The organism is Citrobacter sp. C5_2, assembly GCF_014596845.2.
Taxonomy (GTDB): Bacteria; Pseudomonadota; Gammaproteobacteria; order Enterobacterales; family Enterobacteriaceae; genus Citrobacter; species Citrobacter werkmanii.
Genome location: NZ_CP115032.1, coordinates 4,950,694 through 4,974,605 on the forward strand (window position 1 = coordinate 4,950,694; position 23,912 = coordinate 4,974,605).

The following is a 23,912-nucleotide window of genomic DNA, read 5'->3' on the forward strand; positions in this document are numbered from 1 at the left end:
GGGCGGTTGCGTTTATTCTTCAGTTTTCTCGGTGGCTTCAGCTTCTTTTGCTTCTTCAGCCTCGTTATCCTCATCTCGCGTACGTCGCTTACCGACATAGAATCGAGAGAAGAACACACCCACCTCGAACAGGCAGTACATCGGTATCGCCAACAGCGTTTGCGAGAACACATCAGGCGGGGTCAATAGCATCCCGACGACAAATGCCCCCACTACAACGTAAGGGCGTTTCTTGCGTAAGTCTTCAGGCGTCGTAATGCCCATCCAGCATAGCAGCACAATGGCGACAGGGACCTCAAAAGAGACACCGAAAGCCATAAACAGCGCCATTACGAAACTGAGATAGCTGGCAATGTCTGTCGATACCTGTACGCCTTGCGGAGCCGTATTGGCAAGGAAACCAAACGCCAACGGGAAGACGACAAAATAGGCGAATGCCATACCGATGTAGAACAATAACGAACTGGAGACCAACAACGGCACAACCAGGCGACGTTCATGTTTGTACAAAGCAGGCGCAATGAATGCCCAGACCTGATAAAGGATCACTGGCGCTGACAGAATCAGCGACACCATGAAGGTTAACTTTATCGGGGTAAAGAACGGCGAGGCCACATCGGTGGCGATCATTGTTGCGCCCTGCGGCATCTGTTTGATCAACGGCGCCGCAACCATATGGTAAATGTCGTTGGCAAAGTACACCAATGCCAGAAAGATCACGAACACAGCAATAATGCAGTTCAGGAGTCGCTTACGCAGCTCAATAAGATGCGTGATGAGCGGTTGGGTATCTTCTACAGCCATGTTTACGGTTTATCACTCGACGAGGGGGAGGATTCGACAACAGGTGCGGCAGCTTTCTTTTCTGCATCCATCAACGTGGCGGAAGTGTTTTCCGTCGGCTCTGGCGTTTTAGCACCCGTGGATTCCGGTTTTTGCTCCGGCGAACTGGCCTGGTTTTCAGCGGCAGCTGGGGTGGCCCCTTCTCGCTGCGCTTCACCGTCTTTCACCACCGGATTATGGATAGTGTGCGCTTCATCGCTGGCTTTCTCAGGATCGTGCACGCTATAAGAACGCTTCATCGACTCCGCCGCTTCACGCAGCTCATCCATTGATGCTTTCAGCTCCGGGGTCAGATTTGTCAGGCTCGCTTTCTCTACTTTCTTCAGGCTGTCCTGGAATTCCTGAAGCTTAAGCTCCTGGGTCAGTTCGTTCTGAACAGTAGTTGCAAGGGAACGCAAAGCGCGAACCCAGCCAGCAACCGTTTTTACCGCCACGGGTAGTCGTTGCGGCCCCAGGACAATGAGGCCGATCACGAATACCAATAACAGTTCGCTAAAACCGATATCAAACACGGATTATACCTGCTCTTTATCTTGGCTTTTGGCGTCTTCCTTTTTCACTTCGCCCTGCTTATCGGTAATGGATTTAGCAGTAAAATCAGCGTCCTGGCTGGTTTTATCTTGCTTAGGTTCATCATCACCCATCGCTTTTTTGAAGCCTTTAATAGACGCGCCAAGATCGGAACCGATGGAGCCGAGTTTCTTGGTGCCAAATAGCAGTACAACGATGACGGCAATGATCAACAACTGCCAAATACTGATACCACCCATACATGTTCCTCTGTCATAGATGATGAATTAATAAGGCCGTAGTATACGTTACACGGCCTGCCTTGGGCGATGAAAAATTCAGCGCATTTTGCGCCAGCCGATTATCCAGGCTATGACGCCTCCCGCCATTAACCAGCCCGGCATAAGCCCCCACTCAGGGCGGCTTACCAGCAGGAATGTTCCACTTAGCAACAATGTTGCGCCAATGCCCAATAAATAACGGGATTGTCCCTGACGCACATGATTCGTGTGAAGCTCGCGGGCAATCTTATCAACACTGTGCTGTAAATATTTGCCCTGGCGCAAACTGTCATACACCAGTTCAGGTATTTCTGGCATTTTTTCGACCCAGAACGGAGCTTTTTCTTTAAATGCCCTGACGAGCGCAGGAATACCGACCTGATCTTTAATCCAGGATTCGAGAAACGGCTTGGCCGTTTTCCACAAATCTAACTGCGGATAAAGTTGTCGTCCGACACCTTCAACGTACAGCAGCGTCTTCTGGAGCAAAACCAACTGAGGCTGGACTTCCATATTGAATCGACGCGCGGTGTTAAACAGATTCAACAGCACGTGGCCAAAGGAAATCTCCGCCAGCGGTTTTTCGAATATCGGCTCGCACACGGTACGGATTGCAAATTCAAACTCTTCAACGTTGGTATCAGGCGGAACCCAACCTGAATCTACATGCAGTTCGGCAACTTTGCGGTAGTCTCGGTTAAAGAACGCAATAAAGTTTTCAGCAAGGTAGCGCTTATCTTCTTTATTTAAAGAACCCACAATCCCGCAATCAATACCAATGTATTTCGGGTTTTCAGGGTGCTCATAACTCACGAAAATATTCCCAGGATGCATGTCCGCATGGAAAAAACTGTCGCGAAATACCTGAGTAAAGAAGACCTGCACGCCGCGTTCAGCCAACAACTTCATGTTGGTGCCATTCTTCTCAAGCGTTGCGACATCCGATACGGGGATACCATATATGCGCTCCATCACCATCATGTTCTGACTGCAATAGTCGGAATACACTTCCGGGATGTACAGCATCGGGCTATCTTCAAAATTACGTCGCAGCTGAATTGCGTTCGCCGATTCGCGCAACAGGTTCAGCTCATCAATCAACGTTTTTTCATACTCGCGGACCACTTCTGTTGGCCGTAGACGACGGCCATCCGGCAGCAGACGAGGAACCCAGCGCGCAAGGCGGTAAATCAGTTTTAAATCCGCTTTAATGACCGGCAGTATGTCCGGGCGGATAACTTTGATCACCACCTCTTTACCATTGGACTTCAGTCGTGCGGTATGGACCTGAGCAATAGACGCGGATGCCAGCGGCGTGATCTCAAAATCATCAAACCACTCCTCGACGGGCAGCCCGCCCATGGCTTCTTCGATTTGTTCTTTCGCTCGCTGCCCATCGAATGGGGCAACGCGATCCTGCAATAGCGCAAGCTGATCGGCGATGTGCGGTGGGAAAAGGTCACGACGGGTAGAGAGCATTTGCCCAAATTTGATCCACACCGGGCCGAGCTCCTGTAAAGCCAGTCTCAGCCTTTCTCCCAGCGGTTTGTCTTTATGTTGGTTGGGCATCCAGAACAGCGAGTAACGCCACAACCGAAGCGGCAGCGTGATACGCATTTTAGGGATGAGTTCATCAAGACCGTAGCTTAAAAAAGTGCGAATGATGAAATAAAGGCGCCGTACTTCACCTGGCGTCATTTGGCCTCCAGTTTTTCCAGCCGTTTGGCCAGAGATTCGACCGCACGTTCAACGGCTGCCGTTTCTTCTGCAAACCATGCAACCTCGAGCGAGCCGGGAGCCATACGCCACTCTTCGGTGATCGCTTCGGCTACATAGCGCTGCTGGCGCTGAATGTTATGGCGCAAGAACTTCGCGCCGCCACGCAAGACTTTGCTGACCCCCTCCGCGACGATATCGCCGGTATAGGGCGCTAACAGTTCTGCGGGATCAAACTCAGCCAGATCGGCCAGCGCCACAAAGTTCTGCACCACCTGGATATCACCCTGAACTTCCAGCTCACCGCTGCGAATAAGCGTGGTAAGTTGCTGGCGGTCGCGTAATTTCGGCAACACGCTGGCATGTGTGATTACTGTGCAATCGGCTTCGCCTTCCCATGCCCCCAGCACATCGACCTGGCGCTCACTAAACACCAGGACTAAGGGTGTTGAAAATCCTTTAAGATCAACACGCAGCACCTTGCTCTGTAAACGCGTTCGGGCTGATTTCAGCGCAGGAGAACGATACAGAAAGGTATTGAGCAGATTTTCAACGCCTGCGGTCACTAAGGGTTTTAAAGGCATCCCCAATCTCCTGTCAGAACTTGTAACCACGATGCAGCGCAACGACACCAGCCGTCAGGTTGTAGTAATCAACGCTTTCGAACCCGGCATCTTGCATCATTGCTTTTAGCGTGTCCTGATCGGGATGCATACGAATGGATTCCGCCAAATAGCGGTAACTGTCCGCATCGCTTGCGACCATGGAACCGATGCGCGGCAGAACATGGAAAGAATAAGCATCGTAGGCCTTGCTCAGCGGTTCGATAATCGGCTTGGAGAACTCCAGCACCAGTAAACGTCCGCCCGGCTTCAACACGCGATACATGGATCGTAAAGCTTTGTCTTTATCCGTTACGTTGCGCAGACCGAAAGAAATGGTAATGCAGTCAAACGTGTTATCAGGGAAAGGCAGTGCTTCCGCGTTCGCCTGAACGTACTCAACGTTACCCACTACGCCGATATTACGCAGCTTTTCGCGACCCATTTTGAGCATTGAGTCATTGATATCCGCCAGTACGACTTTACCGGTTTCACCCACCATGCGAGAGAATTTCGCCGTCAGGTCGCCCGTACCGCCTGCCAAATCCAGAACGGTTTGACCGCGACGCACGCCACTGCAATCAATGGTGAAGCGCTTCCACAAACGATGAATGCCAAATGACATTAAGTCATTCATAACGTCATATTTCGAGGCCACAGAATGAAAAACGTGGGCCACCATGTCAGCTTTCTGCTCTTTAGCGACGGTCTGAAAGCCAAAGTGCGTCGTTTCTTGTGAATTATCCACCATCTCAGTGCCTGCTCATTCAAAAAATGTTCAAGAAGTGTAACAGATTGGGCCAATTTGCCCTACCCTTCTACCCCGTTCAACTACCCCAAACGGACTAGTTTGATTGCTGATTTACCGCTTCGTCATCAGGGTAAGGCGCATCCTGTTGCGTCTCAGGGACCGAGCGCAAGCGGTACTCTTCATCCTGCGTAGTGGCTTGTTCAGCCAGCTCAGGATTTATCTCGCGCTTAATTTCCACACCTAAACTGCGAAACGCCTCTGCCTGTGACAGGACGTTTCCACGGCCTGAAGAGAGTTTTTTCATCGCTTGTCGGTAGTTGTCCTGGGCTTTATCCAGACTTTGGCCAATCGCCGACATATCATCCACAAACAAGCGCATCTTGTCATAAAGTTTACTGGCCCGATCGGCAATTTGTTGCGCATTACGGCTCTGATGCTCGTAGCGCCACAGGTTGGCGATCGTGCGCAATGCCACTAACAACGTGGTGGGGCTGACCAGCATAATGTTATTTTTAAGCGCCTCGGTTATCAGTTCAGGTTGCCTGTCCAGCGCCAGCAAAAAAGCAGGCTCGACGGGAATAAACATCAGCACGTAGTCAAGCGAACGCAGCCCGGGAAGCTGTTGATAATCTTTTCGGCCCAGCAGACGAATATGGTTTCGCACTGAGGCGATGTGCTCCTGCAACGCGCTCTCGCGGGTATATTCATCCTCCGCGTTAAAATAGCGCTCATAGGCAACCAACGTCATTTTTGCGTCGATCACCACATCTTTCCCCTGGGGTAGCCGGACAATGACATCGGGCTGCATACGCGAACGGGCATCGTTTTCAATGCTAACCTGAGTTTCGTATTCATAACCTTCACGCAGACCAGAGGCTTCAAGCACCCGCGTGAGTACCACCTCCCCCCAGTTGCCCTGCGTTTTGTTATCGCCTTTTAACGCCCGCGTCAGGTTTACCGCTTCCTGCGCCATCTGCGCGTTCAGTTGCTGAAGATTACGAATTTCATGCGCCAGAGTATGACGTTCCTGCGCCTCTTTGCCGAAGCTATCCTGAACCTGACGACGAAAACCGTCCAGCTGTTCACGAAGCGGCGCCAGCAGGCTGTTCAGGCTTTGGCGGTTTTGCTCATCGACGCGGCGGTTGCTGTGCTCAAAAATGCGGTTCGCCAGGTTTTCAAACTGTTCACTCAGGCGCTGTTCGCTGTTGATCATCTGGCGGATTTTATCTTCCGCATGCTGCTGCGTCGCTTCCAGCCGGGTAGTGACTTCACGGAGATCGGCTTCCAGAGAGGTGTTGATGCTGTGCAGGCTGCGTAATTCGTTATTGAGTAGCTCGCACTCGTCGCGCCAGTGGGCTTCCTGTGCGAGTTGTTGGCGGGCAGCGCTTAACGCAATATCCAGTTCACGTCGCTCTTCGATGAGGTCGGCACGGATCTGATCGGCCCGCGCTTTTGTCGCCAGCCACCCCACCAGCAGCCCTGCGGCTAACGCCAACACAGCACTCATCATAATTGAAATATCCACAACGCCCCCTTACAGCAACGGCTTACCCGCACAAAATAGAATTGTGCTGTATAAACGTCCAGTTTAAAAGGAATTTCCTGCGAGGCACTACGCAAAATAAAAAGGCCGAACACGTCGGCCTTTTTGAACAGAAGTGAGAATTACAGTAAACGGCGGGCAGCTTCCACCACGATTTTCACCGCGTGGCTTTCCGTTTGTTTCATCGTTTCCGCATTGGGGATCTCTTGCTGAGTACGGTTCACGATAACACCAGCAACCATACCGGCACGCAGGCCCTGGATGGCACACATGGTCAGCAACGTTGCGGATTCCATTTCGTAGTTCATGACCCCCATGGACTGCCACTCTTCCATCGAGCCTTTGAAACGGCTCACTACGCGACCAGAGAAGGTGTCATAACGCTCCTGGCCCGGGTAGAAGGTGTCAGATGACGCGGTGACGCCCACGTGGGTAGTCGCACCGATAGATTTCGCCGCTTCCACCAGCGCAGTGGTGCACTCGAAGTCGGCAACGGCCGGGAATTCCATTGGCGCGAAGTGCAGGCTTGCACCATCCAGACGGACAGACGCAGTGGTGACCAGCACGTCGCCAACATTGATGTGCGGCTGAATTGCGCCAGTCGTACCGATACGCAGGAAGGTACGAATGCCCAGTTGCGCCAGTTCTTCTACGGCAATAGAGGTGGACGGGCCGCCGATACCGGTAGAGCAAACGATCACGGCTTTACCATCCAGCTCAGCACGCCAGGTCGTGAACTCGCGATGGGATGCCAGCTTAACCGGCTTATCCATCAGCGCGGCGATCTTTTCCACACGCTCCGGGTCGCCAGGGACGATAGCGAGCTGGGCCCCTTGTAAATCGTTCTTAGTGAGGCCGAGATGAAAAACATCAGACTTAGACATAAAAACTCCTCTGTGAATCGGTTTTGTCAGAAGAAGCAAAAACACACTTTACCGAAGGCATAAACAAATTTTCGTGACAGACATCACCATGATGTAAATCAATTGCATTCGATTACCATGAAATAGTGATCTGCATCACATAAATGACGTGATGTAAGGACGCCTTGCACAAAAGATAGACCGTTTAAGGCAATGTGGTTCGTTGCATATGTCTATATTTAATAATGCGCTTTTTGGCTGAATATTTAAGGGTACGGAGAATACCATGACCACACGACAATCTGGCTTTGCACCTGCTGTATCTCCACCGACGTCTACTACGGTTCACACACCGGATAACGCAATTATCGCCGGTGTAACGTCCATACCTTCACAAGGCGATGATATGCCAGCGTATCACGCACGACCAAAACAGACCGATGGCCCCCTACCCGTGGTCATTGTCGTGCAGGAGATTTTTGGCATTCATGAACACATTCGTGACGTTTGCCGCCGTCTGGCCCTGGAAGGGTATCTGGCTATCGCGCCAGAGCTCTATTTCCGCGAAGGCGATCCCAATGACTTTGCCGATATCCCCACGCTGCTCAGCGGCCTTGTCGCCAAAGTGCCTGACGCTCAGGTACTGGCCGATCTGGACCACGTCGCCAGTTGGGCCTCCCGCAACGGCGGTGACGCGCATCGATTAATGATCACAGGTTTTTGCTGGGGTGGACGCATCACCTGGCTGTATGCAGCGCACAATCCGCAGTTAAAAGCAGCGGTAGCGTGGTATGGCAAACTGGTAGGCGATAAGACCCTCAACTCGCCGAAACATCCGGTTGATATCGCCACCGATCTTAACGCTCCTGTTCTGGGGCTTTATGGTGGTCAGGACACCAGTATTCCTCAGGTTACCGTCGAAACTATGCGTCAGGCGCTACGCGCCGCTAATGCAAAAGCGGAAATTGTGGTTTATCCCGATGCCGGGCATGCATTTAATGCCGATTACCGCCCGAGCTACCACGAAGAGTCCGCCAAAGATGGCTGGCAGAGAATGCTGGAGTGGTTCGCGCAATACGGCGAGAAGAAATAAGTATCGCCAGGTAAACCGATCATCAAAACGGAGGCGTTAGCCTCCGTTTTGTTTTTAAGCCTGACGCAAGTTCTGCGCGGCCTTCACCATATTCGCCAGTGCGGCACGGGTTTCCGGCCAGCCTCGGGTTTTCAGGCCGCAGTCCGGGTTCACCCACAGCCGCTCCGCTGGAATACGCTGCTCCGCCTTCTTCAGCAGGGCCTCAATCCACTCCACGCTCGGGACGTTCGGCGAGTGAATATCGTAGACACCCGGCCCAATTTCATTCGGATAGTCGAACTCTTCAAACGATTCCAGCAACTCCATGTCGGAGCGTGAGGTCTCAATGGTGATCACATCCGCGTCCAGCGCCGCAATGGAATCCATGATGTCGTTGAACTCGCAGTAACACATGTGGGTGTGGATCTGAGTTTCATCCTTCGCCACCGCCGCGTTAATGCGGAAGGCTTCTACCCCCCACGCCAGATACGCGGCCCAGTCGCTGCGCCGCAGCGGTAGACCTTCGCGCAGCGCCGGTTCGTCGATCTGAATAATACCGATACCCGCCGCTTCCAGATCCGCCACTTCATCACGCAGCGCCAGCGCAATCTGCTTGGCGATGGTTTCACGCGTCACGTCTTCACGCGGGAATGACCAGCAAAGAATGGTCACCGGACCGGTCAACATACCTTTTACCGGCTTGTCGGTCAGCGACTGCGCGTACTTCGCCCACTCCACGGTGATCGCTTCCGGGCGGCTGACGTCGCCAATTACCACCGGCGGCTTCACGCAGCGAGAACCATAGCTCTGCACCCAACCGTTCTGGGTAAAGACAAAACCATCCAGATGCTCGCCAAAATATTCCACCATGTCATTACGCTCGGCTTCACCGTGCACCAGCACATCGAGGCCCAGACGTTCCTGCTCGACGATCGCCTGTTTGATATGTTCGGCGATACCGGTGCGGTAGTGACCAGCATCCAGGTTGCCCTTTTTGAAATCCAGCCGCAGACCGCGAATTTCGGTGGTTTGCGGGAATGAACCGATCGTAGTGGTCGGCCATGCCGGCAGATTAAAGCGGGCACGCTGCGCCTCGGCGCGAACCGGGTAAGCGTTGGCGCGCTGGCTGTCCTGCGCGGTGATCGCCGCCAGACGTTTTTCCACTGCGGCGTTGTGTACGCGGGTAGAGTGACGACGCGCCTGGATCGGTGCGCTCCATTCCACAATTGCCGCCGTATCGCCGCTGTTCAGGGCATCGCGCAGCAGCGCCAGCTCGCCGCACTTTTGCAGCGCGAAGGCAAACCAGCTCTTCACTTCGGCATCAAGTCGGGTTTCCACACTGAGATCGATTGGGCTGTGCAGCAGAGAGCAGGAAGAAGCCACCCACAGAGCACGTTTCCCGACGATGTCTTTAATTTGCGCATATTTTTCGCTGAGATCGGCGCGCCAGACGTTACGACCGTTTACCAAACCGGCTGACAGCAGCCAGTCGGCAGGCAGGCGTTGGTGCAACTCGGCAACGTCATCTTTGCCATGAACGAAATCAACGTGCAGACCCTGCACCGGCAGCGCGGTAATGGTATCCAGGTTCGGCGTTACGCCTTCAAAATAAGTGGTCAGCAGTAATTTTACCTGCCCTGCCAGCGCGTCATACGCGGGTTTGAAGGCGTTCAGCCAAACCTGCGGCAGCTCCAGTACCAGCGCGGGTTCATCAATCTGTACCCACTCAATACCGCGTTTCGCCAGCTCGGCCAGCACCTGCTGGTAAACCGGCAGAATGTCGTTGAGCAGGGTCAGGCGGTCAAACTGTTCGCCCTTCACTTTCCCCAGCCACAGGTAAGTTACCGGCCCAAGCAGTACAGGCTTCACCTTGTGGCCGAGCGCCAGCGCTTCGTCCACTTCATCCAGCAGTTGGGTCCAGGTCAGTTTGAACTGCTGACCTTTGGTGAACTCCGGCACCATGTAGTGATAGTTGGTATTAAACCATTTGGTCATTTCTGCCGCCGCCGCTGGCTCACCCGTCGGGGCGCGACCACGACCAATGCGGAATAAGGTATCGATATCAACCGAGCCGTCTTTATTTTGATGACGCGCTGGAACGTTACCGAGCAGCAGGCTGGTGGTTAGCACGTGATCGTACCAGGCAAAATCGCCCACCGGCAGCAGGTCAATGCCCGCCTGCTTCTGCTGATCCCAGTGGCGGGCGCGCAGCTCGCGGCCAACGGCCAGCAATTCCTCATGGGAAGAATTTCCCGCCCAGTAGCTTTCTTGCGCTTTTTTCAGCTCGCGACGCAGGCCAACGCGAGGGAAACCGAGGGTGTGATTCAATATTGTCATTTTTCTTCCTCTAATTATATGTAAATCCTATGGATTTTGAATTTAGGGAAGGCGGCAAGTTTGCTCATCCCCAGGAGCTTACTGAAGTAAGTGACTGGGGTGGGGAAACGAAGCCAACGCACCATAAATTTAAAAGACGAAGGATTTTAGCCATCCAGATGTTTACACATCCATAATTGGCGGTTACTGTATATTCCTCAAGCGCAATTTGTTCATGCCGAAGTGAAGGACTTTCATGATCGAGATTAAACACCTGAAAACGCTCCAGGCGTTGCGGAATAGTGGTTCGCTGGCAGCCGCAGCGGCGACGTTGCATCAGACCCAATCCGCCCTTTCTCACCAGTTCAGCGATCTGGAGCAACGCCTCGGCTTTCGTCTTTTTATCCGTAAAAGTCAGCCTCTGCGCTTTACGCCGCAGGGCGAAATTTTGCTGCAGCTGGCAAACCAGGTGTTGCCGCAAATCGGTCGCGCGCTGCAGGCCTGCAACGAACCGCAGCAAACCCGGCTACGCATCGCGATTGAATGCCACAGCTGTATCCAATGGCTGACGCCCGCGCTGGAGAATTTTCGTGCCAACTGGCCGCAGGTGGAAATGGACTTTAAATCCGGCGTGACGTTCGATCCGCAACCTGCGCTACAGCAGGATGAATTGGATCTGGTGTTGACCTCCGACATTCTGCCGCGCAGCGGATTGCACTACTCGCCGATGTTTGATTTTGAAGTACGCCTGGTCCTGGCGCCGGACCATCCGCTGGCCAGCAAAACGCAAATCACCCCGGAGGATTTAGCCAGCGAGACGCTGCTTATTTATCCGGTACAACGGAGTCGGCTGGATGTCTGGCGGCATTTCCTGCAGCCTGCGGGCGTTAGCCCGTCGCTGAAGAGCGTGGATAACACCCTGCTGCTGATTCAGATGGTTGCAGCCAAAATGGGTATCGCGGCTTTACCACACTGGGTGGTGGAGAGTTTTGAGCGCCAGGGTCTGGTGGTAACCAAAACCCTGGGTGATGGATTGTGGAGCCGACTGTACGCCGCCGTGCGCGATGGCGAGCAACGGCAGCCGGTCACGGAAGCGTTTATTCGCTCAGCGCGGAATCACGCCTGCGATCACCTGCCGTTTGTGCGGAGTGCGGAACGACCCACTTTCGATGTACCCACAGTGAGGCCACTATCACAGCCGCACCAATGATGAAGCTCGGCCAATGAGGCTGTTGATGCCAGATAGCCAGGTTAACCAGCAGCCCGGCTGGCACATGCATATTGTTCATGATGCCCAGCGTACCCGCATCCACCTGTGTCGCGCCATAGTTCCACATAAAGTAACCGATGCCGGACGCCGCCACGCCAAGAAACACCAGGATGCCCCACTGTAGCGTAGTTGCAGGCATTTTCTGCGCGTTACCCAGCATGGACCAGGCCACTATCGCCACCATAAATGCCCCCATGTAAAACCAGGCGAAGGCGTTGTGCTGCGGCATTGGCCGCGTTTCCATCAGACGCTTGTAGCCCACCATGCCAATGGCAAAGCTGATATTGGACAACTGTACCAGCAGCAGGCCGGTCCAGAAGTGGCTGGTCACCTGGTCGTAACGAATGATCCCCGCACCGATCACCGCCAGCAACGCACTGAAGGCGTAACTCCAGCGCAGACGACGTCCGCTCATGAGATCATAAATCAGCGTAATGTAGAGCGGCGTCAGTACGGTAAAGAGCAGCAGTTCTGAAACCGTCAGGTACAGATAGGCGTGAAAACTCAGCATATACATAATGCCAAGCTGCATGGCCCCTACCAGCATATACAGCGCGATCGTTTTTACGCTGTGCCCACGGGTGCGTAAAAATGGCAGGAACACCAGCGCCGCCAGCCCAACACGCACCAGCACCGCAAAATAGCTATCGACATGACCGGCAAGGTACTCGCCAAACAGGCTAAAGGAAAAGGCCCACAGAATTGTGGTAATGATGAGTAACGCCACAATGGATGTCTCTTAACAAAAGGTACACCCATTGTAGCGAAGTTTTTAGTTGACAACTGGTCAACTAACGAACGATAACATTACTGCAAAAAGAGCTTACGCAGATAGTGCGGCACGGCATCATCGGCGTTGAGTCCAATCACGTCCAGTTCCGGATGAAGATCTTTCAGGCGTTGGTGCGCGTTGCCCATGATGCAGCCTTTACCAGCCATGGAGAGCATTTCCGCATCGTTCATGCCATCGCCGAAAGCGATGCAGTCCTGCAGGCTGTAGCCCATCGCTTTCGCCACCGCTTCCAGCGCATGACCTTTCGACACGCCGCCAGCCATAACTTCCAGACAGGTAAGCGTAGAGAAGCTGACGTTGACGCGATCGCCCCAGCGGGCGTTAATCGCCTGCTCCAGCGGCAGCAGCCTTTCATGAGAATCGGTGGTAAAAAACACTTTGCTGACGCCTTCAGGCTCCAGTAGCGCAGGTTCAAACAGAGAATAGTTAAATACCGCTTCTTTAAAGAAGCGCATTTCGTCCGGGCGATGGCGATTCATAAACCATTCATCATCACGATAAACGTTGGTTACGATGTCCGGATTTGCATTTACCACGCCGAACAGGTCGCTGGCAATGTCGCGATCCAGGTTATGGGTAAACACCAGATTCCCGGCAGAATCGTGCACGCGCGCGCCGTTGGATGTGATCATGTAGGTTTTAATGCCAAGGTTATCGCGAATTTGCCCCACATCAACATGATGACGGCCAGTCGCAAACACGAAGTTAACGCCACGTGCGGTCAATAATTTCAGTGTCTCTTTGGCATAAGGGGACAACGTATGGTCGGGGGAAAGCAGCGTACCGTCTAAATCAGACGCAACAACCTGATACATAAGAAAATTAAACCTCTAGGCAAAGCGGTTTCCGCTGGATGAGTTATGCTTATCGAAAAATTCGACAATAGCGTTAAGCGCGACTGAGCGCATTGCGTCCTTTTCAAAAAGGATCTCATGGTACGCGCCTTTGATGACAAGCGGCTGACCTCCCTCTACTGGATGGCCCGCTGCAGCGCGGAGTTCACAAAAGCGATCGTGCATACGGTTATCAACCAAACGCTCTTCTTCGGCCTGGATAAGCAATGTTGGCGTCGCGTCATCTCCCGCCCCGGCCAGGACCTGTTCACCCGCCAGAATGCCTTCACGTACCCAGTGGTAAGTGGGACCGCCCACGCGCAGCCGAGGTTCATCGGCATAGAAACGCAGATTGCGCCGATAGCGCTGTCGACTGTGGGTTACCGCATTCATCCCGAATGGCAGCGCCCGCCAGCGCCCGGTCCCCATGGCATAACCCTCGCGGATCCGTGGATGCCCTTCAGCCCAGTCCAGAATTTGACGCACCATCCAGTCGGGAAAGCGCATCACAATACCAAACATCGGCGCGCAAAGCGCAATGGCATCACACTGATTCGGGTGACGCTGCAGGAACAACGTGGCAATCGCCCCGCCCATAGAATGCGCCAGTATATAGCGTTTTCTCCACGGACCGGGTGACACTTCCTGCTGCCAGAAAGCGGTTAAATCGTCGACATAGTCATTAAAGTTATCCACATGACCGCGATGCGGATCCGAAAGCATACGGCCGGAACGCCCCTGGCCACGGTGATCGATAATGAGAACGTCAAAACCAGAATGAAACAGGTCGTACGCCAGTTCAGCGTATTTTACATAGCTTTCAATGCGTCCAGGACAGACGACGATGACGCGATCGTTTTTCTCTGCGTGAAAGCGCACAAAATGTACGGGGACATTATCTACGCCCGTAAACTCCGCTTCTTCCCGCTGACGCCAGAAATCTGTCAGTGGTCCCATGGAAAAAGCAGCAAACGCGTTTTCTCTTGTTTCCCAGTCTTTTTGCTGCTGAAACATCGGGTATCCAGCCTCGTTGACCAAGTAAAATCGTTTTTTTTGCCATGTCTGATACAACGTACCGACAGTAGCGTATTGTGGCATAAAAATAGACAATCCGGGAGTTTCTCATGACCTTTGAATGGTGGTTCGCCTACCTGCTGACCTCTATTATTTTGAGCTTGTCTCCAGGCTCTGGCGCAATCAACACCATGACCACCGCCATCAGCCACGGTTATCGCGGTGCCAGCGCATCGATTGCGGGTCTACAGACCGGACTGGGCATTCATATCATTTTGGTTGGCGTAGGGCTGGGAACGCTGTTTTCACGTTCAGCGATCGCGTTTGAAGTGCTGAAGTGGGCGGGCGCGGCTTACCTGATTTGGCTAGGAATTCAGCAATGGCGGGCGGCGGGCGCTATCGATCTGAACACCATGGCGAATACGCAATCGCGCAGCCGCCTGTTCAAACGCGCGGTCTTTGTTAATCTGACCAACCCCAAAAGCATTGTTTTTCTTGCCGCCCTGTTCCCGCAGTTTATCCTGCCGCAGGAACCGCAGTTGATGCAGTATGTGGTGCTTGGCGTCACGACCATTGTGGTCGATATTATTGTGATGATCGGTTACGCGACGCTGGCTACGCGCATTGCTGGCTGGATTAAAGGGCCAAAGCAAATGAAAGCGCTGAACAAAGTGTTTGGTTCACTGTTTATGCTGATAGGCGCCCTGCTGGCGTCGGCAAGGCATGCCTGATAACGGTGCCGGATGGCGTTAGCGCTTATCCGGCATGAAGGAAGCTTAGCGCGAAATGATCAGATGGATACCGAAACCCGCGAACAGCGCGCCGGCAAAGCCATCGATCCACTTCGCCAGACGCTGATAGCCGCGACGCATTTTCGGTAATGCAAACAGGCTGGCAACCACGGTAAACCACGCCAGCGTTTCCACGATGATCAGCGCGAAAATGCCCCAACGCGCGCCCGTTCCTACACTATCGCCAACAAACAATGAGAACACGGAGCCAAAATAGATAATCGCTTTCGGGTTGGCGAGGTTGGTCAACAGACCTTTTAAAAAGCTGCGTCCGCTCTGCGCCAGTTCAACCTGTGGGGCAGGGGCCGCTACGTCCTGTTTTTTAAACGCGCCGCGCAGCATCTGGTAACCCATCCAGCACAGATACAGGCCGCCGCCCACCATGATAATGGTGTGCAGCCAGGCCATTTTTTCGATAATCAGATGCAGGCCAAGCAGCGCCACGCCAGCCCAGACCATGACGCCACAGGTAATACCCAGCACGCCCATCATGGCTTCTTTGCGCGAACGGCTAACGGCCGTTTGAGAAACAAAGAAGAAATCGGGACCGGGACTCATCAGCGCAACGATATGCACCAACGCAACGGTAAAAAATAGCGTTAACATAAAAATGACTCGCGGGGAAATAGTTCAGTGAGTCACCATCCTGGCACTTTTTTGCCTGGCTGACTACTCTTCGTCGTCACCATCGACGTGGGCGCGAATAAGTGCCATAAACTCTTTGCCAAAACGTTCAAGTTTACGCATTCCCACGCCGTTGACGCTCAGCATTTCGCTCGGCGAAACCGGCATCTGCTCGGCCATTTCAATCAACGTGGCATCGTTAAAGACGACATACGGCGGGATATTCTCTTCATCGGCAATCGCTTTACGTAGCTTACGCAATTTGGCAAACAGTTTGCGATCGTAATTGCCGCCGAAGGATTTCTGCATAGCGCGCGGTTTCAGCGCCACGATTCGCGGTACCGCAAGCTGCAACGGGACTTCACCGCGCAGAACCGGACGCGCGGCATCGGTCATCTGCAGTGCGGAATGCTGCGCGATATTTTGCGTCACCAGCCCAAGATGGATAAGCTGGCGAATTACGCTCACCCAGTGTTCATGGCTTTTATCGCGCCCCATGCCATAAACCTTGAGTTTATCGTGGCCCAACTCGCGGATACGCTGATTATTCGCTCCGCGCAGAACCTCCACCACATATCCCATACCAAAGCGCTGATTGACCCGGCCAATCGTGGAAAGCGCAATCTGCGCATCGTTTAAGCCGTCGTACTGTTTTGGCGGATCGAGACAGATATCGCAGTTACCACACGGCTCCTGACGCCCCTCGCCAAAATAATTCAGCAGAACCAGACGACGACAGGTTTGCGCCTCGGCAAACGCCCCCATCGCATTGAGCTTATGGCGTTCGATATCCAGCAGTTGTCCGGCAGGTTTCTCTTCGAGGCAACGGCGGAGCCACGCCATATCAGCCGGATCGTAAAACAGCATCGCTTCCGCCGGCAGGCCATCACGCCCGGCACGACCGGTTTCCTGATAATAGGACTCAATGTTGCGCGGGATATCAAAATGCACCACGAAGCGCACGTTAGGTTTGTTGATCCCCATGCCGAACGCTACGGTCGCCACCACAATTTGCAGGTCATCGCGCTGGAATTTTTCCTGCACCTCGGCGCGCACGCTGTTTTCCAGCCCGGCATGATAAGCCCCGGCGCTGATGCCGCGGCTTTGCAGGCGCGCAGCGGTGTCTTCGACTTTGGCGCGGCTGTTACAGTAAATAATGCCGGATTTACCGCGTTGTTCTTGCACATAGCGCATCAGTTGATCGAGCGGCTTAAACTTCTCCATCAGCATGTAGCGAATATTCGGCCGATCAAAGCTGCTGATCTGAATTAACGGATCGTTGAGGCCCAGCAGGCGCACGATATCCAGCCGGGTGGTTTCATCCGCGGTCGCGGTTAACGCCACAAACGGCAGCGTTGGGAAACGCTGACGCAGTTGGCCCAGCGCGGCGTATTCAGGGCGGAAGTCATGCCCCCACTGCGAAATACAGTGCGCTTCATCCACCGCCAGCAGCACCGGATTCCAGTGCCCAAGATGCTCAAGGAAGTTATCCAGCATCAGGCGCTCAGGGGCAATATACAGCAAGCGAACCTGCCCGCTGCGACAGCCGGCCATCACCTCAAGCTGCTGCTCACGACTTTGGGTGGAGTTCAGGCACGCCGCCGCCACGCCGTTGGCCAGCAGTTGATCGACCTGGTCTTTCATCAGGGAAATCAGCGGCGAAACAACAACGGTGAGTCCGTTGAGTAATAATGCGGGAATTTGATAGCACAGGGATTTGCCGCCACCGGTGGGCATAACGACCAGGCAGTCGCGACCAGAGAGCACGGTGTCGATAATTTCTTCCTGGCCTGGGCGAAACTGTTGGTAGCCAAAGGTTTCCTGCAAAACCTGTTTAGCGCCCATTTCCAGATTCAACACTTCCGCCTGCGCCACATTAACCCCATTAACCTTAAATAAAAACAGGCGCTATTTTCAGCGCCTGAGAAAGAAACTGCAATGATTAAAATACTCTCAATATCTGTCAGAAGATATCGTTAAGCATTACACCCACGCCAACACGGGTCTGATTGAAGTTGTAGTCAATCAGCGATTCTCCGTAACCACTGTAGACCTGGGTGTAGAGACGAACATGCTTCGTAATAGGATAGCTTGCTCCTAACTCTGCGCCGCCGTAGCCGGTGTTCCAGTTGTACTGACCTTTCACGCTGATAACGGCGTCGCCCAGGTGATACCCCATTTTCAGCTGATAATAGCCCATGTATTTGGTGATGTCGGGGTTATCATCGGTACTGCCAATGACGTACCACGGCTTTACTTCCACCAGCCAGTTGCCGTTTTCTGCCATCAGGCGGGTATACAGGCGGTTCCAGCTACGTGAAGTGGGGTCGGAGCGCCCGTTGGAATCATGGTTATAACCCATTTCGACATCACGTAGCGTCCACCCGGCAAAGCGATAGTCGGTGGCGAAACCAAGGAACAACTGCGGCTCGTAGTTGGTTTCGCGAAACGGTGAAGATTCTTCACTGTTCGAAAGCTGCCACCAGGATTTCTGCGTATAGGAACCGCCAAGAACCGAGTTCGGACCCAATATTCCTCGCCAAAGGGGAAACGCCAGGCTTAGCTGAAACTTCACCTCATCTTTGCGCGCATTGTCCGACCAGCTATAGCTGCTGATCGCCTCTTTGTTCATGTCGCTGGTATTGGTGTAGATAAGGTAGTTGGTGTCATAAGGGTAAAGCGTGAAAGGGTTGTCATGCTCTTGCAGCATATTAGCGATGATACTGCCCCGAACTGCTGGTGCATCATGAATCTCTTTTACTGTCGCTTCCTGCGCATACGCGGTCAACGGCAGCATGACTGCTGGTAGTAACCATCCCAGAATCGCCCGCATCGGTAATGTTCTCCTGAACCAAAATATTGATGAATTGTATAATTTTCTGACAAGCATTCTACATACTTAGCTCGTTCCTCGTTAGTTATCCCGTCCTAAAGTAGAAAACAACAAATAATAAGCATAATATCAACATTTCATTAACCAACAAGGTATTAAGATCGTATGTCTGCTGTACTGACCGCTGAAGAAGCCCTGAAGTTAGTGGGTGAAATGTTTGTTTATCATATGCCGTTTAACCGTGCGCTGGGGCTGGAACTGGAACGCTATGAAAAAGAATTTGCGCAATTAGCGTTTAATAATCAACCGATGATGGTCGGTAACTGGGCGCAAAGCATTCTGCATGGCGGAGTGATCGCCTCAGCACTCGACGTCGCCGCCGGACTGGTGTGTGTAGGCAGCACGTTGACCCGTCACGAAACGATCAGTGAGGACGAACTGCGTCAGCGAATGTCACGTATGGGCACCATCGATTTACGCGTTGATTACCTGCGCCCGGGGAGAGGGAATCGCTTTACCGCCACCAGCAGCCTGCTGCGGGCGGGTAATAAAGTAGCCGTTGCGCGTGTTGAACTGCATAACGAAGAACAGCTCTATATCGCCAGCGCAACCGCCACTTATATGGTGGGGTAAGCGCTTAAAAAAAGGTAAACTGCTGTTACATTTCTGCAATGAGTTTTCCCGATGGATGCTAAACAAACGCGGCAGGGCGTATTACTCGCTCTGGCTGCCTATTTTATTTGGGGTATCGCTCCCGCCTACTTCAAACTGATTTACTATGTCCCGGCGGATGAGATCCTGACGCACCGCGTCATCTGGTCATTTTTCTTTATGGTGGTTCTGATGAGCATCAGCCGCCAGTGGTCGGGTGTTAAAACGCTGCTACAAACACCAAAGAAGATCTTCCTGCTGGCGCTCTCTGCGGTGCTCATCGGCGGAAACTGGCTGCTGTTCATTTGGGCGGTCAATAATCACCATATGCTGGAAGCCAGTCTCGGCTATTTTATTAACCCGCTGGTGAATATCGTGCTGGGGATGCTTTTCCTCGGCGAGCGCTTTCGTCGCATGCAGTGGTTGGCGGTACTGTTAGCCGCCTGCGGCGTACTGGTACAGCTGTGGACCTTCGGCTCATTGCCGATAATCGCGCTGGGACTGGCGTTCAGCTTTGCTTTTTATGGTCTGGTGCGTAAGAAGATTGCCGTTGAAGCGCAAACCGGCATGTTGATTGAAACCCTGTGGCTCTTACCCGTTGCCGCTATCTACCTGTTTGGCATTGCGGATAGCCCAACCAGCCATATGGGGCAAAACCCGATGTCACTCAATCTGCTACTGATTGCCGCCGGTATCGTGACCACCATTCCGCTGCTGTGCTTTACCGGCGCAGCGACACGTCTGCGTCTTTCAACACTGGGTTTCTTCCAGTATATCGGACCCACGTTGATGTTCCTGCTGGCGATCACCTTTTACGGTGAAGTGCCGGGAGCGGATAAAATGGTGACGTTCGCCTTTATCTGGGTGGCGCTGGCGATTTTCGTGATGGATGCGATTTATACGCAACGCAGAACGCGTATGGGGATGTGAAGGCTTTTTGCCTGATGGCGCTACGCTTATCAGGCCTACGGGATCTGTAGGCCTGATAAGACACCGCCATTAAAGCCAGTTCTTACGTTTAAAGTACAGATACGGCGCCAGACCTGCGAGCATCATAAAGACAATCGCGCCAGGATAACCGAAGCTCCAGTGCAGTTCCGGCATAAATTCAAAGTTCATGCCGTAGCTGGAAGCCACCAGCGTCGGCGGCAGAAATACCACCGAGACCACCGAGAAGATCTTGATGATGCGGTTCTGCTCAATATTGATAAAGCCCATCGCCGCCTGCATCAGGAAGTTAACCTTCTGGAACAGCGATTCGTTATGCGGCAGCAGAGACTCGATATCGCGCAGGATCTCACGCGCCTGCTCCAGTTGACCACCCGGCAGACGCGCTTTACGCACCAGAAAGTTCAGTGCGCGCTGGGTATCCATCAGACACAGGCGTACCTTCCAGCCGATATCTTCCTGTTCCGCCAGCGTGGAAAGCGCTTCGTCGTATTCATCGCCCTGACGCCCTTCCATGATCACACGGCTGAGTTTTTCCAGGTCGCTATAGATGTTTTCAATCTCATCCGCCAACTGTTCAATTTTGGTTTCGAACAGATCGAGTAGCAGCTCGTAGGCGTTACCATCCACCATCGCCTGGTTACGCGCACGCATGCGATACAGACGAAACGCCGGCAGTTCGCGTTCGCGCAGGGTAAACAGGCGGCCTTCGCGAATGGTAAATGCGACGGTTGAGTTACCCGCGTGATCGTCGGCGTCTTCATAGAAGAAGAAGGAGTGAATGTGCAGTCCATCCTCGTCTTCAAAAAAACGTGCGGATGCTTCGATGTCTTCCAGTTCAGGGCGCGTGGCCAGATTCTGGCCCAAGTCCTTTTGCACACGGTTTCGTTCTTCGTCATCCGGCTCGACTAAATCGACCCAAACCGAACTGGCCAGGTGCTCGATCTCGTCTGCCTCAAGGCGAGTTAAACGATTGTTTTCCAGTTGAAATGCGCTCAGCATGACCGGGACTCCCAATGCAAAAAATTATCGGACAGTTCGGAGGGCACACAGAAACAAATTGGGTTTCAGACCATTAAACAGCCTGACTCAGCGCGACGGGAAAAAACAGAAGGTCGCTGACAACCGCGAAGGCTATCAGCAAAAAGGGATAGCCTTAGGAGTTGATCCTGGATGACAGGATAATGAGCCAGTATCTACTGGGTGTGTCCAAGGCGAATGTCCTCTTAGCGTAATCGTGCGCGCATGTTACGCCAGCAAAATTTTGACGTCAACACGCAACGGATGGCGAAAAAGTAATAATTTCCCCTTATACAGAAAGGTTAGCAGAGGGGAATTATTTATCTATGATTTCAGAATATTAACCGGCAGATAGCCGAATGGCGGCTTCGCCTTATCCGGCCTACAAATCAAAATGTTACCCGGTCAGTAGATCAGATAAGCGCAACGACATCAGGCGATTACACCGTTTCCAGTCTGGCGTAAGCCGCCACCAGCCATTTAATGCCCTGCCCCTGGAACGCGACCTGCAAACGACTGTGCTCACCGCTACCTTCGAGGTTGACGATGGTGCCCTCGCCGAACTTCGCGTGGCGTACCCGCTGGCCAAGTTTGTAGCCGGTATCGTTTTCCGCCATTGGCGTGCCCATCCGCTGATGGCTCACCGGACGGCTAACCGTGGCGCGCAGACGCACCTCTTCAACGCACGCTTCCGGCAGTTCGCCGATAAAGCGCGACGGACGATGGTAAACCTCTTTACCGTACAAACGACGCGTTTCGGCGTAGGTGAGCGTCAGTTTCTGCATCGCGCGGGTGACGCCAACATAGGCCAGGCGACGTTCTTCTTCGAGACGGCCGCCTTCATCCAGCGACATCTGGCTCGGGAACATGCCTTCTTCCATACCCACGATAAATACCTGTGGGAACTCCAGCCCTTTCGCCGAGTGCAGGGTCATCAGCTGTACCGCGTCCTGCCAGGTATCCGCTTGCCCTTCGCCTGCTTCCAGCGCGGCGTGGGAGAGGAACGCCTGCAGCGGCATTAAGTCTTCGTCTTCTTCGTTGTAGCTGAACTGGCGCGTTGCCGTCACCAGTTCGTCTAAGTTTTCGATACGCGTCTGACCTTTCTCGCCTTTTTCCTGCTCGTACATCATGCGCAGGCCGGAATCTTTAATCACCCGGTCAGTCTGCACGTGCAGCGGCATATCGGCGGTCTCTTGCGCCAGCGCGTCAATCAGTTCCATAAAGCGCTGTAAGGCGCTGGCGGCTCGACCGGCCAGGGCTTTTTCCTGCAGCAGTTCACGACAGGCCTGCCACAACGTTAGCTGGCGGTCACGGGAAGTCTGGCGCACGACATCTAAAGTACGATCGCCAATCCCGCGCGTTGGCGTATTCACCACACGCTCAAACGCGGCATCGTCATTGCGGTTAGCGATCAGGCGCAGGTAGGAGAGCGCGTCTTTAATTTCCTGACGTTCAAAGAAGCGCATACCGCCATAGATACGATACGGCATGCTGGCCTGTAGTAAGGCTTCTTCCAACACGCGTGACTGGGCGTTGCTACGATACAGAATCGCGCACTGTTCCAGCGCGCCGCCGTTGTCCTGCCAGGTTTTAATGCGATTGACCACGAAGCGCGCTTCATCAAGTTCGTTGAACGCGCAGTACAGCGAGATCGGCTCGCCGTCGACGCCGTCGGTCCACAGTTTTTTACCCAGGCGTCCGTTGTTATTTTCAATCAGGGCGTTAGCTGCGCTAAGAATATTGTTGGTCGAACGGTAGTTCTGCTCCAGACGAATGGTTTCTGCGCCCGGGAAATCGTTGAGGAAGCGCTGAATGTTCTCCACCTGCGCGCCGCGCCAGCCGTAGATCGACTGGTCATCATCGCCCACGATCATCACCTTGCCGGTGTCGCCCGCCAGCAGACGGATCCAGGCGTACTGAATGTTGTTGGTATCCTGGAATTCGTCCACCAGGATATTGGTAAAGCGTTCGCGGTAGTGCTGCAGAATGTGCGGCTTGTTGAGCCACAGTTCATGGGCGCGCAGCAGCAGTTCGGCGAAATCCACCAGCCCCGCGCGATCGCAGGCTTCCTGATAAGCCTGATAGACCTTCTGCCAGGTCTGTTCGACCGGGTTGCCGTAGCTTTGCAGATGGTGCGGGCGCAGCCCTTCATCTTTCTGGCTGTTGATAAACCACATTGCCTGACGCGGCGGCCACTGCTTTTCGTCAAGGTTCATCGCTTTGATCAGGCGCTTGAGCAGACGCAGTTGGTCCTCGCTGTCGAGGATCTGGAAATCCTGCGGCAGGTTGGCATCCATATGGTGCGCGCGCAACAGACGGTGCGCCAGGCCGTGAAAGGTCCCCACCCACATTCCGCCTTGGCTGGTTCCCATGATCTGACCAATACGGTGGCGCATTTCCGCCGCCGCTTTGTTGGTAAAGGTCACCGCCATAATGGAGTACGGCGAGTTGTTCTCTACCGTCAGTAACCAGGCGATACGATGCACCAGTACGCGAGTTTTACCACTCCCCGCGCCTGCCAGAACCAGCATGTTGCTGCGTGGCGCAGCCACCGCTTCACGCTGTTTATCATTAAGGCTGTCGAGCAGGTAAGAAACGTCCATTGGCACCGCCGCGTAAAAGTAGGTAAGGCGGAGAA

At 53.5% G+C, this 23,912-nt stretch carries 23 protein-coding genes; 5 read left to right on the forward strand and 18 right to left on the reverse strand.

What is annotated here, in order from left to right; genetic code table 11:
- Positions 1 to 12: 12 nt before the first annotated feature.
- The 8 genes from tatC to udp all read right to left on the reverse strand — a co-directional run bounded on the left by tatC (position 13) and on the right by udp (position 7,130).
- Positions 13 to 804 (reverse strand): Sec-independent protein translocase subunit TatC, encoded by a 792-nt coding sequence (gene tatC / locus ICA20_RS24000; RefSeq protein WP_038634459.1) that lies wholly within the window; start codon positions 802 to 804, stop codon positions 13 to 15.
- A 2-nt stretch (positions 805 to 806) separates the two neighbouring features.
- Positions 807 to 1,355 carry a Sec-independent protein translocase protein TatB gene (gene tatB / locus ICA20_RS24005; RefSeq protein WP_038634462.1) on the reverse strand — a complete coding sequence of 183 codons (549 nt, stop codon included), beginning with the start codon at positions 1,353 to 1,355 and terminating at the stop codon, positions 807 to 809.
- A gap of 3 nt (positions 1,356 to 1,358) precedes the next feature.
- Complete coding sequence (tatA, locus tag ICA20_RS24010) at positions 1,359 to 1,613, reverse strand: Sec-independent protein translocase subunit TatA (protein ID WP_003017888.1); 255 nt, start codon at positions 1,611 to 1,613, stop codon at positions 1,359 to 1,361.
- A gap of 78 nt (positions 1,614 to 1,691) precedes the next feature.
- Entirely contained in the window at positions 1,692 to 3,332 is a 1,641-nt protein-coding gene (gene ubiB / locus ICA20_RS24015) for a ubiquinone biosynthesis regulatory protein kinase UbiB (protein ID WP_038634465.1), read from the reverse strand.
- The gene (gene ubiJ / locus ICA20_RS24020; protein WP_038634468.1) at positions 3,329 to 3,934 is read right to left on the reverse strand and encodes a ubiquinone biosynthesis protein UbiJ; all 606 of its coding nucleotides are present in this window, start codon (positions 3,932 to 3,934) and stop codon (positions 3,329 to 3,331) included. The genes ubiB and ubiJ overlap by 4 nt, the downstream gene beginning before the upstream one ends.
- 13 nt (positions 3,935 to 3,947) lie before the next feature.
- Positions 3,948 to 4,703: a bifunctional demethylmenaquinone methyltransferase/2-methoxy-6-polyprenyl-1,4-benzoquinol methylase UbiE gene (gene ubiE, locus ICA20_RS24025; RefSeq protein ID WP_003017897.1), complete on the reverse strand. Its 756-nt coding sequence runs from the start codon at positions 4,701 to 4,703 to the stop codon at positions 3,948 to 3,950.
- A 94-nt stretch (positions 4,704 to 4,797) separates the two neighbouring features.
- Complete coding sequence (gene rmuC / locus ICA20_RS24030) at positions 4,798 to 6,228, reverse strand: DNA recombination protein RmuC (protein WP_087856731.1); 1,431 nt, start codon at positions 6,226 to 6,228, stop codon at positions 4,798 to 4,800.
- Between the two features lie 140 nt (positions 6,229 to 6,368).
- Positions 6,369 to 7,130 (reverse strand): uridine phosphorylase, encoded by a 762-nt coding sequence (udp, locus tag ICA20_RS24035; protein ID WP_038634471.1) that lies wholly within the window; start codon positions 7,128 to 7,130, stop codon positions 6,369 to 6,371.
- 265 nt (positions 7,131 to 7,395) lie between these two features.
- Here udp and ICA20_RS24040 point away from each other — a divergent pair, with 265 nt between their 5' ends.
- A complete protein-coding gene (locus ICA20_RS24040) occupies positions 7,396 to 8,202 on the forward strand; it encodes a dienelactone hydrolase family protein (protein WP_038634473.1) in 807 nt (268 codons plus the stop codon).
- A gap of 54 nt (positions 8,203 to 8,256) precedes the next feature.
- Here the strand turns inward: ICA20_RS24040 and metE are convergent, their stop codons facing one another.
- Positions 8,257 to 10,518 (reverse strand): 5-methyltetrahydropteroyltriglutamate--homocysteine S-methyltransferase, encoded by a 2,262-nt coding sequence (gene metE / locus ICA20_RS24045; protein ID WP_038634475.1) that lies wholly within the window; start codon positions 10,516 to 10,518, stop codon positions 8,257 to 8,259.
- 235 nt (positions 10,519 to 10,753) lie between these two features.
- Between metE and metR the strand changes: the two genes are divergently transcribed.
- Positions 10,754 to 11,707, forward strand: coding sequence for an HTH-type transcriptional regulator MetR (gene metR, locus ICA20_RS24050; protein WP_038634477.1), 954 nt, complete (start codon positions 10,754 to 10,756; stop codon positions 11,705 to 11,707).
- On the opposite strand, the gene ICA20_RS24055 is transcribed toward metR, so the two are convergent.
- From ICA20_RS24055 to pldB, 3 genes are all read right to left on the reverse strand, one after another.
- Entirely contained in the window at positions 11,595 to 12,494 is a 900-nt protein-coding gene (locus ICA20_RS24055) for a carboxylate/amino acid/amine transporter (protein ID WP_071888045.1), read from the reverse strand. The genes metR and ICA20_RS24055 overlap by 113 nt on opposite strands.
- Before the next feature lie 80 nt (positions 12,495 to 12,574).
- A complete protein-coding gene (yigL, locus tag ICA20_RS24060; protein ID WP_038634479.1) occupies positions 12,575 to 13,375 on the reverse strand; it encodes a sugar/pyridoxal phosphate phosphatase YigL in 801 nt (266 codons plus the stop codon).
- A gap of 15 nt (positions 13,376 to 13,390) precedes the next feature.
- Positions 13,391 to 14,407, reverse strand: coding sequence for a lysophospholipase L2 (pldB, locus tag ICA20_RS24065; RefSeq protein ID WP_038634482.1), 1,017 nt, complete (start codon positions 14,405 to 14,407; stop codon positions 13,391 to 13,393).
- A gap of 110 nt (positions 14,408 to 14,517) precedes the next feature.
- Here pldB and rhtB point away from each other — a divergent pair, with 110 nt between their 5' ends.
- A complete protein-coding gene (gene rhtB, locus ICA20_RS24070; RefSeq protein WP_038634485.1) occupies positions 14,518 to 15,138 on the forward strand; it encodes a homoserine/homoserine lactone efflux protein in 621 nt (206 codons plus the stop codon).
- A gap of 45 nt (positions 15,139 to 15,183) precedes the next feature.
- Here rhtB and rhtC read toward each other — a convergent pair whose 3' ends face one another.
- The 3 genes from rhtC to pldA all read right to left on the reverse strand — a co-directional run bounded on the left by rhtC (position 15,184) and on the right by pldA (position 18,655).
- Entirely contained in the window at positions 15,184 to 15,804 is a 621-nt protein-coding gene (rhtC, locus tag ICA20_RS24075; protein WP_038634488.1) for a threonine export protein RhtC, read from the reverse strand.
- A 63-nt stretch (positions 15,805 to 15,867) separates the two neighbouring features.
- Complete coding sequence (recQ, locus tag ICA20_RS24080) at positions 15,868 to 17,697, reverse strand: ATP-dependent DNA helicase RecQ (protein ID WP_038634489.1); 1,830 nt, start codon at positions 17,695 to 17,697, stop codon at positions 15,868 to 15,870.
- Between the two features lie 88 nt (positions 17,698 to 17,785).
- The gene (pldA, locus tag ICA20_RS24085) at positions 17,786 to 18,655 is read right to left on the reverse strand and encodes a phospholipase A (RefSeq protein WP_038634493.1); all 870 of its coding nucleotides are present in this window, start codon (positions 18,653 to 18,655) and stop codon (positions 17,786 to 17,788) included.
- 165 nt (positions 18,656 to 18,820) lie between these two features.
- On the opposite strand from pldA, the gene yigI reads away from it, so the two are divergent.
- The gene (gene yigI / locus ICA20_RS24090; protein ID WP_003017917.1) at positions 18,821 to 19,288 is read left to right on the forward strand and encodes an acyl-CoA thioesterase YigI; all 468 of its coding nucleotides are present in this window, start codon (positions 18,821 to 18,823) and stop codon (positions 19,286 to 19,288) included.
- A gap of 51 nt (positions 19,289 to 19,339) precedes the next feature.
- Positions 19,340 to 20,236: an EamA family transporter RarD gene (rarD, locus tag ICA20_RS24095; RefSeq protein WP_038634496.1), complete on the forward strand. Its 897-nt coding sequence runs from the start codon at positions 19,340 to 19,342 to the stop codon at positions 20,234 to 20,236.
- A 69-nt stretch (positions 20,237 to 20,305) separates the two neighbouring features.
- On the opposite strand, the gene corA is transcribed toward rarD, so the two are convergent.
- The 3 genes from corA to uvrD all read right to left on the reverse strand — a co-directional run bounded on the left by corA (position 20,306) and on the right by uvrD (position 23,877).
- A complete protein-coding gene (gene corA, locus ICA20_RS24100; protein ID WP_038634499.1) occupies positions 20,306 to 21,256 on the reverse strand; it encodes a magnesium/cobalt transporter CorA in 951 nt (316 codons plus the stop codon).
- A 154-nt stretch (positions 21,257 to 21,410) separates the two neighbouring features.
- The gene (ysgD, locus tag ICA20_RS24105) at positions 21,411 to 21,467 is read right to left on the reverse strand and encodes a YsgD/CorL family protein (protein WP_212723238.1); all 57 of its coding nucleotides are present in this window, start codon (positions 21,465 to 21,467) and stop codon (positions 21,411 to 21,413) included.
- 247 nt (positions 21,468 to 21,714) lie between these two features.
- Entirely contained in the window at positions 21,715 to 23,877 is a 2,163-nt protein-coding gene (uvrD, locus tag ICA20_RS24110; RefSeq protein WP_038634502.1) for a DNA helicase II, read from the reverse strand.
- Between the last annotated feature and the right edge of the window lie 35 nt (positions 23,878 to 23,912).

Excerpts from the sequence above, each read along its gene's own strand:
- yigL (WP_038634479.1), bottom strand. The coding sequence starts at position 13,375 with ATGTATCAGGTTGTTGCGTCTGATTTAGACGGTACGCTGCTTTCCCCC.
- ubiJ (WP_038634468.1), bottom strand. The coding sequence starts at position 3,934 with ATGCCTTTAAAACCCTTAGTGACCGCAGGCGTTGAAAATCTGCTCAAT.
- tatA (WP_003017888.1), bottom strand. The coding sequence starts at position 1,613 with ATGGGTGGTATCAGTATTTGGCAGTTGTTGATCATTGCCGTCATCGTT.
- yigI (WP_003017917.1), top strand. The coding sequence starts at position 18,821 with ATGTCTGCTGTACTGACCGCTGAAGAAGCCCTGAAGTTAGTGGGTGAA.
- ubiE (WP_003017897.1), bottom strand. The coding sequence starts at position 4,703 with ATGGTGGATAATTCACAAGAAACGACGCACTTTGGCTTTCAGACCGTC.
- tatC (WP_038634459.1), bottom strand. The coding sequence starts at position 804 with ATGGCTGTAGAAGATACCCAACCGCTCATCACGCATCTTATTGAGCTG.
- corA (WP_038634499.1), bottom strand. The coding sequence starts at position 21,256 with ATGCTGAGCGCATTTCAACTGGAAAACAATCGTTTAACTCGCCTTGAG.
- ICA20_RS24040 (WP_038634473.1), top strand. The coding sequence starts at position 7,396 with ATGACCACACGACAATCTGGCTTTGCACCTGCTGTATCTCCACCGACG.
- rhtB (WP_038634485.1), top strand. The coding sequence starts at position 14,518 with ATGACCTTTGAATGGTGGTTCGCCTACCTGCTGACCTCTATTATTTTG.
- udp (WP_038634471.1), bottom strand. The coding sequence starts at position 7,130 with ATGTCTAAGTCTGATGTTTTTCATCTCGGCCTCACTAAGAACGATTTA.
- pldA (WP_038634493.1), bottom strand. The coding sequence starts at position 18,655 with ATGCGGGCGATTCTGGGATGGTTACTACCAGCAGTCATGCTGCCGTTG.
- rarD (WP_038634496.1), top strand. The coding sequence starts at position 19,340 with ATGGATGCTAAACAAACGCGGCAGGGCGTATTACTCGCTCTGGCTGCC.
- ubiB (WP_038634465.1), bottom strand. The coding sequence starts at position 3,332 with ATGACGCCAGGTGAAGTACGGCGCCTTTATTTCATCATTCGCACTTTT.
- metE (WP_038634475.1), bottom strand. The coding sequence starts at position 10,518 with ATGACAATATTGAATCACACCCTCGGTTTCCCTCGCGTTGGCCTGCGT.
- uvrD (WP_038634502.1), bottom strand. The coding sequence starts at position 23,877 with ATGGACGTTTCTTACCTGCTCGACAGCCTTAATGATAAACAGCGTGAA.
- metR (WP_038634477.1), top strand. The coding sequence starts at position 10,754 with ATGATCGAGATTAAACACCTGAAAACGCTCCAGGCGTTGCGGAATAGT.
- rhtC (WP_038634488.1), bottom strand. The coding sequence starts at position 15,804 with ATGTTAACGCTATTTTTTACCGTTGCGTTGGTGCATATCGTTGCGCTG.
- pldB (WP_038634482.1), bottom strand. The coding sequence starts at position 14,407 with ATGTTTCAGCAGCAAAAAGACTGGGAAACAAGAGAAAACGCGTTTGCT.